Source organism: Calditrichia bacterium, from assembly GCA_020634975.1.
Taxonomy (GTDB): domain Bacteria; phylum Calditrichota; class Calditrichia; order RBG-13-44-9; family J075; genus JACKAQ01.
Genome location: JACKAQ010000001.1, coordinates 462,649 through 475,112, shown reverse-complemented (window position 1 = coordinate 475,112; position 12,464 = coordinate 462,649). Strand labels below are relative to the sequence as shown.

7 protein-coding genes and 1 pseudogene are annotated in these 12,464 nt (G+C 48.9%); 6 read left to right on the top strand and 2 right to left on the bottom strand.

From position 1 onward, the window contains the following. The first annotated feature begins 23 nt into the window (after positions 1-23). The 5 genes and pseudogenes from H6629_01880 (at position 24) to H6629_01860 (ending at position 7,425) form a co-directional block, all read left to right on the top strand. Positions 24-695 (top strand): annotated as a pseudogene (locus H6629_01880) (Hpt domain-containing protein). 773 nt (positions 696-1,468) lie between these two features. Then, positions 1,469-2,833 carry a response regulator gene (locus H6629_01875; GenBank protein ID MCB9066547.1) on the top strand — a complete coding sequence of 455 codons (1,365 nt, stop codon included), beginning with the start codon at positions 1,469-1,471 and terminating at the stop codon, positions 2,831-2,833. 417 nt (positions 2,834-3,250) lie between these two features. Further along, positions 3,251-4,762 (top strand): TonB family protein, encoded by a 1,512-nt coding sequence (locus tag H6629_01870; protein ID MCB9066546.1) that lies wholly within the window; start codon positions 3,251-3,253, stop codon positions 4,760-4,762. An 80-nt stretch (positions 4,763-4,842) separates the two neighbouring features. Then, entirely contained in the window at positions 4,843-6,024 is a 1,182-nt protein-coding gene (locus tag H6629_01865; GenBank protein ID MCB9066545.1) for a M24 family metallopeptidase, read from the top strand. A 36-nt stretch (positions 6,025-6,060) separates the two neighbouring features. Further along, positions 6,061-7,425, top strand: a complete 1,365-nt coding sequence (locus tag H6629_01860; protein ID MCB9066544.1) for a saccharopine dehydrogenase NADP-binding domain-containing protein — start codon at positions 6,061-6,063, stop codon at positions 7,423-7,425. Positions 7,426-7,623: 198 nt separating this feature from the next. On the opposite strand, the gene H6629_01855 is transcribed toward H6629_01860, so the two are convergent. Both H6629_01855 and H6629_01850 read right to left on the bottom strand, forming a co-directional pair. After that, a complete protein-coding gene (locus tag H6629_01855; GenBank protein ID MCB9066543.1) occupies positions 7,624-8,877 on the bottom strand; it encodes a S49 family peptidase in 1,254 nt (417 codons plus the stop codon). Then, positions 8,858-10,054, bottom strand: a complete 1,197-nt coding sequence (locus H6629_01850; protein ID MCB9066542.1) for a hypothetical protein — start codon at positions 10,052-10,054, stop codon at positions 8,858-8,860. Before H6629_01850 ends, H6629_01855 begins: the two co-directional genes overlap by 20 nt. Positions 10,055-10,234: 180 nt before the next feature. Here H6629_01850 and H6629_01845 point away from each other — a divergent pair, with 180 nt between their 5' ends. Further along, positions 10,235-12,400, top strand: coding sequence for an amino acid permease (locus H6629_01845; protein MCB9066541.1), 2,166 nt, complete (start codon positions 10,235-10,237; stop codon positions 12,398-12,400). Positions 12,401-12,464 lie beyond the last annotated feature (64 nt).

Below are 12,464 nucleotides of genomic sequence, written 5' to 3'. Positions count from 1 at the left end.
ATGAAATTCGTGCAGCAGCTAAAATGCTCGGGATCAGTGAAATCGGTTCCATCGCAGATTCGATGGAAACGGTGTTCGAGAAGCTCGCCCAGCGACAGTTAACGGATCTGAAACAAATTATCCCGGTTTCGCGAAGAGGCATGATCGTTATTCGACATTTAACGGATAACTTCAAGGTTTCCAAGGCTTTATATGATGAAACCCAGGAGCAATTGGAGCATCTTGCGCGACAAACGAAATCGGATGTCGTACCCTCGGTTGTTCCGGACGAAAGCGAAGAATCGGTTGCCAACGCGAGTTCGAGTATTGCGCAGGCGCTGTCCGAAACACCGGATGCCGCTACTCCTGAAGCGGAGCCGTTTGTTGATGATCACGAAGAAAGTGATAGCGAAGAAGAAAGCCCGCAGGTTTCGCCGCAAGTGCTGGAGCTGTATTTACAGGAAGCCCGCGAACAATTGGACGATATCAATTATTTGATGATAAAGTTGGAAAAAGAGCCGCAAAATGAGGAATTGCAACACCATTTGATGCGCTGCATGCATACGCTGAAAGGCTCATCCGGCATGGTTTACGCTCACGGCATTGAGGGGCTTTCCCATCGCAGCGAGGATATTTTGGAGAAGCATCTGCAGGAAAAAAGCGAGCTTTCGCCGGAACTGTTCGATCTGCTGTTTGAAGTGATGGACGATATTCAATACAGCATCAAAACACTGGAAGAATCGGGTCGGGAAAAGACCAAAAATTTCCAGAAATTGATGGAACGATTGGATGCCTATTATCAGGAAATGATCGGCGATGCCGAAGAAGCTGAATTCGCTGCACAGCATGTTGCCGCAATTCCGGTAGTGAAACCAGTGGAAGAAGTTGTCGAAGTTGCAGCCGACGATGACGAATCGGTGAGAATGGTTGGTGCTGATGAACTTGCCGAAACACCGGCAAAGGACACATATCTGCGACTTAACATCAATAAAATGAATCAGTTACTAAATCTTGCCGCAGAATCGGTGATCGGCAATAACCAGTTCAAAAATCAACTGGACGGACTGAAGCATTTTATCAATGTGCTGAACACGAATATGAAATCATTCCGCGAAACGGAAGATTATTTATCTGCAATTATCCGCGAGGAACGGAAAATTCATGATAATTTGCGGAGCGGCACTTCCTCTGTTGCTGCAGCGGATGCGCTGAAAAAGCAAATCGACAGTTTGCTGCGGGCGCTGAAAAATGTGAAATCGTTACAGGATGAACTGACTTCCGTAACCCACAGTCTGCGCGAAAACAGCAAAACGTATGACGAAAATCTCCAGAAACTGAACAAATTGAGCAACGAACTGCTCGATGAAATTTTACAGGCACGATTGGTGCCGATTAACCTGCTGTTCCAGCGTTTCCACCGACCGATCCGCGATTTGGCGCGTCAGTTGAAAAAACAGATCCGGCTGAGTTTGCGCGGCGAGAAACGGAAATGGATCGCACGCTCATCGATGAATTGTATGAGCCATTGTTGCACATCATCCGCAATGCTCTCGATCACGGACTGGAAACGGTTGATGAACGCAAAGCGGCCGGCAAACATTCGGAAGGATTGCTGGAAATCAAGGCTTATCGCGATCGCAATCAGGTGATTATCGAGGTTCGTGACGACGGTCGCGGCATCGATCTGGAGCAAATCAAAGCCAAAGCCATCCAAAAAGGATTGCTCAGCGAAAAAGACGCCGACAGCATGACCGATCAGGAATTGTTCGATTACCTCTTCTATCCCGGTTTCACAACAGCAACAGAAACCACGCTGGTTTCCGGTCGCGGTGTCGGGCTGGATGCAGTGAAATCGCAAATCGAAAAAGCCAAAGGCGACATCCGGATGTATACGGAAATGGGCAGAGGCACCACTTTCAGCATTCGTGTGCCGATTTCGCTGTCTGTCATTCAGTCGATGTTGGTGGATGTGAGCGGACACGTTTACTCTGTTCCGTTGCTGCAAGTTGAAGAAACACTGCATGTTAGCGGTCAAGATTTGTTGAAGGAAGACGGGCGTTATTTTATCCGCTACCGCGAACGCAAAATTCCCGTTATGCAGCTGGCCAAACTGCTCAAACTGCGCGAAACGGATGACAAATTGCTCTCGGCAGCAGTCAGTTATCCGGTAATTATGGTGCAGGACGAGGGCAATCGTGTGGCGTTGCTGGTGGATAAAATTATCCGCCGGGAAGAAATTTTGATCAAATCGCTCGGTCCGGGATTGCGTCGTTTGAAATACATTTCCGGTGGCTCGATAATGGCCGACGGGCAAGTGGTCCTGGTGTTGGATATTCCGCAAATTATTCAGGATATCCAGAAGGGCGGGCGCGCCGGTGACGAGCCGGTTGCTGTTCCGCAACCGCCGCCGGGTGGCAGGATTATTGAAAAATCTGCCGCCGCAGACGGACCGCCGCGCCGCAAAAAACGCATCGAAGGTCGCAAACCGGTGGCGTTGATTGTGGATGATTCGTTGAGTATTCGCAAATACATCAGCAGCTTGCTGATGCAAAAAGGATACATCACCGATACCGCCCGGAATGGATACGAGGCGCTGGAACTTCTTAATAAACAAGAATTTGACATTATGGTGACAGACCTTGAAATGCCGAAATTATCGGGTTACGAATTGATCGAAACCGTGCGATATGACCAGCGGTTTAACCAGTTCCCGATCATCGTGCTTACCGGTCGCGCCGGCGAAAATTTCCGGCAATTAACACAGGAGTTGGGCGCCGATGCATACATCGTCAAGCCCTTCAAAGACCGGGAATTGTTCGAGCAGCTCGAAAAATTTATTGATTTCCATATCTAAATGACAAATTTAGGTTTCTGTTAAAAATTTGTATCTAACGAAGGTCTGTAGGTTTACAGACCTTTTTTTTTTATCATAAAGATAGCCGGATAAATATTGTTTTCAGTCACAGAAACAATGCTGATTCAGTGCAATTTTATTCATGAAAACGGGAAGAGGGCATCGTTCCAAACATCCGGTTGTATAATTCATTAGAATGGACATTTTTGTAAAAATGCATGAACGATCCATTTACCAGGTATGGCAGCTTTCCAAATGAAAGTGGAGATGGCGTAATGAAATCCGCAGTTACAATCGTTTTTTAATGTTTGCTACCGGGCTTTTTGCCCAAAATATCGAAGTGTCTGGCAAAATTACTGCAAACACAAATTGGTCCGGAAGTGTGACGATTTCCGGCGATGTTACCGTTGAAAAGGAGTGACGCTGACCATTTTGCCCGGCACCAAAATTTCTTTTCTCCCGCGCAAAGATAACACAAACAGCGGCAAACAGTCGGATCGGTCTGAATTGACAATTTTTGGAACGCTGATCGCCGAAGGCAGGGCAGGGGAGAGCGGACAAATTGTATTTACCAGCGCCGCCGCTTCCCCGCAAATGCACGATTGGTATGGCATTATTATTCAATCCCGTGATGATGGATCTATTCTAAGGCACGTAGTTGTGGAATATGCGTATGACGGGTTGCTGTGTTACGGTAGTTCGCCGGTTGTGGAAAATTGCACGTTTCAATATAATTATTATGCCGGGATAAACGCAACATTGCGGGCGAAACCATTGATCCGAAACGTGTTGATGATCGGCAACGGTTTTGCCGGAATCAATTGCGAACTGGCGGCATCGGCGATTGTGGAAAATAGTGTTATCAGCCAAAACACCAACGGGATTGTGATTTACGATCGCTCCAATCCCGATCTCGGGCGAAGCACTGTCGCAGCCGGACAATCAGCCGGTGGCAACCATATTTTTAACAATTTTGAATACAACATTTATAATCGCTCTCAATACGATATTTACACCCAAAATAATTATTGGAATACCGGCATCGAAAGCGAAATCAGCAGCACCATTTACGACCGGAATCAGAATGGACAATATGGCAGCGTAATTTTTACACCGGTTGTTTCACTGGGGCAGGTTGCAGCAAATACGCCGGTAAATGCGAACAGAACCGCTGCCGCCCGGCAACGGGAAACGATCAACCAGCCCGTTGTTTCCGCGCCGGAAAATAATACGGTGCTCGCCAGTAACGATCGTCCACAAAACCAGACGCGGCAAACCCGACCGGAAACCACAAACAACCGGACAGAAAACGCAAATCCGCCGGTGGAAAACCGGAGCACACCACCTGCTGCCAATAACACGCCGCCGGTTACCCAAAATCCGGTAACGGAAAACCGGACAGCTACCGATAACACCACGGCTCAACCGGCAAATGATACTGGAGCTGCGACAAATGCAAACACCACGCCGGCAAATTCCGGAAATAGTACACCGCAAAATACCCAATTGCCACCGGTGGAAAACAATTCGCCTGCGCAAAACAATACAACGAACACTGCAACGCAACCTGTTGAAAATAAAGCAAATAGCCAGCCACCGATCACCAACACACCAGCAGCCCAACCCCGATTGAATGAACCTGTGATTGAAACATTTTTAGACGGCGGAAAGCGCCAGTACGTGAGCCGGGTTGTTCCGAAATATCCCCGAATTTACCAGCGCACCGGCGTTGAAGGCATGGTTTTGGTAGAAGTTCTGGTCGGCAGAGACGGTTCCGTGCAAAATTTCCGGGTGTTGCGCAGCGATGCAGAAGCATTTTCGGAATCCGCAGAAACGGCGATTCGCCAGTATCGCTACAAACCGGGAACCATCAACGGAAATCCTGTCAGTTACAAAGTGATCGAACGCTTCGAATTCCGGTTGCGCTGATATTCTATATATCTTGTTGATTTTGTTGGCATCTCCACTGTATTTTTGGGCTCATGTGAATGCAAGAAGGAGAAATGCCGATGAACATTCCCAAAATTCAGGAAGCGCTGAAATCCCAATCATTTGACGGTTGGCTGCTCTACGATTTCCGAAATCGCGACCCGCTGGCAATGAAAATTGCCGGGTTGAATCCCCATAAATTTGCCTCCCGCCGCTGGTTTTATTTTATTCCCGCCGAAGGCGAACCCATCAAACTGGTGAGTATGGTTGAACAAACCATGCTTGATTCTTTACCCGGCAAAAAATTAACCTATCGCGCCTGGAAAGAATTGCACCCGCAAATTCAGGCGATGTTGGGCAGCCACAAAAAAATTGCCATGAATTACTCGCCGATGAACAATATTCCGTATGTTTCGATGGTTGATGCTGGTACGGTGGAACTGATTCGCAGCTTTGGCTACGATGTGCTCAGCGCAGCGAATCTCATTCAGGAATTTGAGGCGCTCATCGACGAAAAAGGCTTCCAAAGCCACGGCGACGCCGGTAAAATTGTGCTGAAAATAAAAGATGAAGCATACGCCCGCATCACCGAATCCATCCACACCGCTACGCCACTCAGCGAATTTGAACTTCAGCAATATATTATGCACCGATTTGAAGAGGAAGGGCTTACTTGCGAAGGTCACGGACCGATTGTGGGTATCAACGAGCACCCAGCAGATCCGCATTTTGAGCCGAAACGCGAAGGCAGCCACATTTTCAAACCGGGCGATACGGTGCTAATTGACCTGTGGGCAAAGAAAACCACACCCGGTGCCATTTATTATGATGTAACGTGGTGCGGTTACGTCGGCGAAAATCCGCCGGCAAAATATCAGGAAATTTTCAAAACAGTGTGCGATGCCCGCGATGCCGCGCTGAATTTGGTGAAATCCCGTTTCGCCGCCGGTGAAGTTTGTTACGGCTGGGAAGTGGACGATGCTTGCCGCGAAGTGGTGATCAACGCCGGTTACGGTGATTATTTTGTGCACCGCACAGGGCATTCCATCGGCGTAAATGTGCACGGCAACGGCGCAAATATCGACAATTTTGAAACGAAGGACGAACGGCTGCTCGTTCCCGGTGTCTGTTTTTCGGTGGAGCCTGGCATTTATCTGGAAGGCGATATGGCAGTTCGCACGGAAATTAATATCTGCATTTTACCAAATGGCGAAGTAAAAGTATTCGGTGATATACAGGATTCGCTGATTCTCGCTGTATAGCATTTATCGCGACGCAACAGGAGGTCCCATTCAAATATGAAACAAATTCTTGTGTTGGGAGCCGGACAAAGTGCTCCCTTTTTGATCAATTATTTATTGGAAAATGCAGCAGCACACGATTGGTTTGTAACCGTCGGTGACCTGAATTTGGGTAATGCACAACGCGTTGTTGGCAACCATCCCAACGGCAGCGCGGTGGTGTTCGACGTCAACGACGCCAAAATGCGCGAAAGCCAAATCCGCAAAGCTGATATTGTGGTCAGCATGCTCGCCCCGATGTTTCATCCGCAGGTGGCAACCGATTGTTTGCGCCACGGCGCGAACTTCGTATCCGCATCGTATATGGATGATCGCATCAAAGATCTGGATATGGAAGCGCATCGCCACAATTTGCTGGTGCTCAGCGAAATGGGGCTGGATCCGGGCATCGATCATATGTCCGCGATGAAACTCATCCAACAGGTGCGCGATCGCGGCGGTATTGTCACCGCATTTTTGTCGTATGGCAGCGGCATTCCCGCACCGGAAGTGCAGAGCAATCCGTTTCGCTATTGCATCACCTGGAATCCCCGAAATGTTGTTCGCGCGGGGGAAGCGGGTGCGCTGTATATCGAAGACGGGCACATTAAATTATTGCCCTACCAGCATGTGTTCCAGCGAACCTGGCCGGTGGAGGTGGAAGGCATTGGGACGTTGGAAGCTTATCCGAACCGTAACTCATTGTTATACAAAGAGTTATTTGGGTTAAAAGATGTAAAAACGATGATTCGCGGAACATTGCGTTATCCGGGATGGAGCGAAACCTGGCACCAGATTGTGCGTCTCGGGCTTGCCAACGAAACGATGCCAGTTTCGGGATTGGGCGAAATGACCTATCGCGATTTTCTGCAGATGTTCCTTTCGATGCACGTTCCCGGTGCGCGGTTGGAAAATAGGGTGGCAAACTATCTGCACATCAGCCCGACCGGAAAAATTATGGAAAATCTGAAATGGCTGGGATTATTTTCTGAAGAAATTATTGGTGGAAATGTGCAAACGGCAGCCGATGTGATGAGCCAACTGCTCGTCAAAAAATTGCCGTTACCGGCGGACGGGCGCGATATGGTTATTTTGCAGCACGAAATTGAAGCTGTTTTCCCGGATCAGGGTAACCGGCGCGAGCGCATTAAATCCACTTTGGTGGAATTCGGGAATCCCGGAAGTTTTACGGCGATGTCCAAAACGGTGGGAATGCCCGCTGCCATCGCCACAAAATTGATTTTAACCAATCAACTGCCGATTTCCGGGTGTCACATTCCCACCCACCCGATGATTTACGAACCGGTGCTCAACGAGTTGGAGCAATCTGGTTTAAAATTTCATGAGCAGCATCAGGAAATTGCAGAAGGTGAGTTGATTTGACGGATTGAAAATAGCATGAGAAACATTCCAGGCATGAGCCTGGAACGAGAATATGAAAAACGCCAGTCTTTTTTGGGCTGGCGTTTTTGTGTTCATTGGCCTGGGTGCCAGGCAAATGTAAGGTACGGTAGGGGCAATTCATGAATCGCCAGTAGAGGCAATTCATGAATTGCCTCTACAGAGGATCACAAAAATAAATTATTCCAAAACTGGATAATCGCCCGGCAGCAGAACCGGCTGCGGGAACCCAGGGCGTTCGGACATCATTTTGATGAACCGGATTGTGACATCCTGTTCCAACTCCGATTTCACGGAAACCGGCGACAGAAAATCGAGATTGATAAAGCCTTTCGATTTGGGAATTTCCACAAGATTATAGCTTCGATCATCCGGTATTTTTGCCATTTTTCGCGCAATATCGATCGATAGCGATAGCCCGCCGATCTCGTCCACCAAGCCGTTTGCTTTGCCCGCTGTGCCGTTCCACACGCGACCCTGCCCGATTTTGTCGATCGCTTCGGCGGTCATTCCACGTCCGTCCGCTACTTTTTCCACGAATTCCGCATACATTTGTTTAAACACTTTTTCCACTCTCTCGCGCTCCTGTTCGTTCAGATTTCGCGCCGGAACCCGGATGCCCAACAGCGGCAGCGTAACGCCAAATCCCATGTCCGCGTGATCGCCGCGCTGAACGTGGTCGGATGTCATGCCCAGTTTTCCGCTCAATCCTTTGTCATAAATCCACCCGCCGATGACGCCGATGGAGCCGGTGATAGTGGTTGGTGCTGCAACAATGGTATCCGCATACATGGAAATCCAGTAACCGCCGGACGCCGCAACCTGCCCCTGACTGATCACCACCGGTTTTTTCTCCGCGCAAAAGCGCAGAGCTTCCGCAACGTAATCCGATGCCATGCCGTCGCCGCCGGGCGAATCGACCCGCATCACCAGCGCTTTTATGCCGGGATCTTTGGCAATTCTGCGAATCACTTTATCCAGCCAACGCGCCCGGATGCCGCTATCCATCGCACATTCGCCGAGGGCATAAACCACAGCAATACGTGGTTTTTCGCTCCATTCGCCGTAATTCGGGTTGGCTTCCTTTACCATTGCCATCGGCAATTTCAATTTGTTTTTGCCCGTTAGCGACTGGATAACCTTGCCGACATCGTCCCACCGGCAAAGCGTGTCCACCAATTCCTGGGTGAGCGCATCTTCGGGCATAAAATAAACGTGGGTATCGATCAGATGATCGAATTGTTGGGTCGAAAGTCCCCGGCTTTCGCAAATTTCCGCCCGGGCGGTCTCGTAAAATGCGTCCGCCAGCGCCTGCCGCTGTTCGCGATCCGCATCGGAAAATTCCTCCCGCGATAGCGCTTCGGCTGCAGATTTGTATTTGAAAAATCGCCATTCGTCAAAACCGAGTCCCATTTTATCCAGCGTACCTTTCAAAAATGTGCGCCCGAAAAAGATAGCCGGGGAGCATCAGGCTGCCGACAGGGTCCATCATCACTTTATCCGCAACGCTAGCGAGGTGGTAATTGGTCATTTCTGCATTATCAAAAAATACGACAATTTTTTTACCGGCGGTTTTGGCAGCGAGCAACGCCTGGCGGATTTCCCATGCGTGTTCCGGCAACACGCGCATTCCGGACAAATTCAGCGCGATCACCGACACGCGGGAATCGTTTTGGGCATCACGGATATCCTGTAAAATTTCCATGAATCGCTGCGTGCCGGGATCGAACAAATCGTATTTCAAATAGTCAACGCGCCCTTTCATTTCCATCGAAACGTAGTGTTTGTTGCGGAAAAAGGGTTGCAACAGGTTCCCGCTGAAATCGCCGATGGAGATGCTGTTGGTGTTGTAAATTCGGGTATCGCTGTTGGCGTAATGCGTTTGGGCGGATACGCCCGCGTTCCCGAAATTGAGATTTAGCCCGACGGTGAACGCTTCCGAATCGAAATAGCGACCGGAAATCTGCAATCCTTCAACGAGTTCGACAGCAGCGCCGGCGCTCCAGTTGGCATCGCCGATGGATTGACCGCGCTGCACTGCGGCATCGCCAAACAGGGTTAGCCGGTTGTTCAGAAATGGTCGGATGCCGATTTCTGCAACACCTTCACGACCGTTTCCTTTAGTGGCAAAGTTGCCCGTAAATCCCAACGAAAGCGATCGCGCAGGACGCATCACCAAACCGAAAGCATACAGGTTGCGTTGGTTGAACAGTGTTTTATCGCCGGTCACTTTTTCGTAGGCAAATCCGAGTGAAAAAGAGCGGTTACCATCCGCCATGCTGAATCTGTAGGTCGTTGTTTTATATGGATCTGCACCATTGCGAATTGCGCCAAAGCCGAGTCCGGGAACCGCAGTAAATACACCCCATCCGGACTGGTTGGTGACATTTTCTTCCTGACGGTTGAGCCAGTAATACCGAAAGTTAAAGCCTTCCAACATCGTCAGGTTTGCCGGGTTGGCGTAACCGAGTAGCCCGTTGCGATATGCAGCTGCACTGCCATCGAGATATAAATTTCGCTCGTAATATGTGGGAAATGATTGAGCAAATCCGGCAATTTGCAGGGAAAATCCAAACATTAACATCCAAATGAAACCGCGTCGCAAGTTCATGCTCACTCCATTGTTTTGTAATGTGATAATGTTAACAAAAGGATTTAGGCAACTCAAATAATAATTGAAAATGATATATGGTGATACGTTTGGAATCGGGAAAAATATGATTATATTTTTGAGCACTCAACAGCAGTTTCGACAGAATGTATCATCCTTTTACCGGTAACGGAGAATGTATTGAGCAGAATTACCGATGCATTGGATTTTTTGAAAACACCCGTGGCTACCGACCCGAAGGTCAAAAAATTCGGGACATTTGGTGGTGTTTTTACCCCGGATGTGCTGACGATTCTCGGCGTAATTATGTATTTACGGCTGGGTTGGGTGGTTGGCAACGCCGGTTTTCTGGGTGCGATTGCCATTATTTTGCTGGCAAAAGTGGTAACACTGTGCACTGGCTTGGCCATGTCGTCAATCACCACCAATATTCGGATTGGGGCGGGCGGTGCGTATTCGATAATTTCGAAATCGTTGGGATTGGAGGCTGGCGGCAGCGTCGGCATTCCGTTTTACATTTCCCAAACGCTTTCTGCTGCGCTCTATATTATTGGTTTTACAGAAGGTTGGCTGCAAATTTTCCCAGAACATTCGGCTGCCGTTGTTGCTGTGGTAACGTGGCTGGTGCTGTTGGGCATTACTTCCATCAGTGCGCATTTTGCGATTCGAATTCAATATTTCATCATGGGGGTTATCGCGCTTTCGGTGCTCTCATTTGTGATGACGCCAACACCGCCGGTTGAGAAATTCATTTATGTCGGAGATTTTGAGGATGCGGATTTCTGGCACGTTTTCGCGATATTTTTTCCGGCGGTAACCGGCATAATGGCGGGCGCCAACATGTCCGGAGATTTGAAAGATCCCCGGCGGGCTATTCCTGTGGGCACCATTAGTGCGATATTGCTAACGTTGTTTATTTACACAGGATTGGCTTATCTGCTTTCGGTGATCGGAACGCCGGAAGAGCTGCGCGCCAATCAAATGATAATGGTGGATAACGCACGAATCGGTTTTCTGGTTGTGTTGGGAATTCTTGCTGCAACGTTTTCTTCTGCGTTGGGCAGTATGGTTGGCGCACCGCGTATTTTGCAGGCGCTTGCAGAACAGCGAACCGTGCCGCTGCATGGTTTTTTCTCCCAAAAATCCGCAAACAACGAGCCACGAAATGCCAACGCGTTAACCGGCGGGGTTATTTTTGTGGCTATTTTGGCCGGAAATCTGGATGCGCTGGCATCGCTGATTACCATGTTTTTTCTGATCACCTACGGTACGCTGAACATCGTTGTTTACATCCAGCAAAGCATGAAAATCATCAGCTTTCGCCCGACGTTCAAAGTGCCGCGATTTGTATCGCTGGTTGGTGCGCTCAGTTGCGTGTTCATTATGTTTCTGATCAATCCGCTGTTTAGCGTTGTGGCAATTTTTACCATTATTTTGCTGTATGTTTGGCTGGCGCGAAAAGGGTTGCAATCTGAATGGGGCGATATTCGCGGCGGCATGTTTTTGATGCTGGCGGAACGTGCATCGCGAATTGCGGCGCGCTATCCGCGTCACCAGATTTCCTGGAAACCGGATTTGCTGATCCCCATCGACGATCCGAAAATCTGGTCGGGTTCGCTGCTGTTTATCCGCAGTATTTTTACGCCATCCGGCAGTATCTTCGCATTTTCCGTAAAAAATGAACAATTGGATCAAACCGATAAACATTTGCAAATTTTGCTATCGCCGCTAAAAAGTGATAAAAACGCGCTGGTCAATTCCACCGTAATCGAAGACAGCGATTTTGTTCACGGTGCCAAACTGGTTATCCAAACGCTGAAAGGCGGCACGTTACGCCCCAATTCGCTGTTCCTCACCTTCAGCGATGTGCCTCGGAACGATGCCGCGCTCACCGAATTGATCCGTCATGCCCTCACCAATGAAATGGGTGTAATGCTGTTGTATCAACATCCGCGCGTGGCGTTCGGTGTGCAAAAAGATGTGAACCTCTGGCTTCGCGATGGCAGCCCAAACTGGCATTTGGCAATGCTGGTGGCGCTTCAACTGCACACCAACTGGAACGGAAAGCTGAACCTGATTACCGTTGCTGCATCTGATGGGGAAACAGAGCGGTTGGATCGTTTTCTGGAATATCTGAGCGATCAGGCGCGGTTGCCATCCGTGACGGAATTTTATGTGTTGAAGGGTGAGTTTTTTGATACGCTGGAAACCGCGCCGCGCGGGGATATCAATATTTTTGGAATTGCCGACCAGCTATCGTTCGAATTCATGCGAAAAGTGCCGGAAAAAGTTGGTGCGTCATGCCTCTACGTGGGTGATTCGGGTCAGGAAAGCGCATTGGTTTAGCTTTAAAAAAATCATTAGAGTTTTGGAAAACATCTTGATTTTTAATCATTTTTTCATATATTCA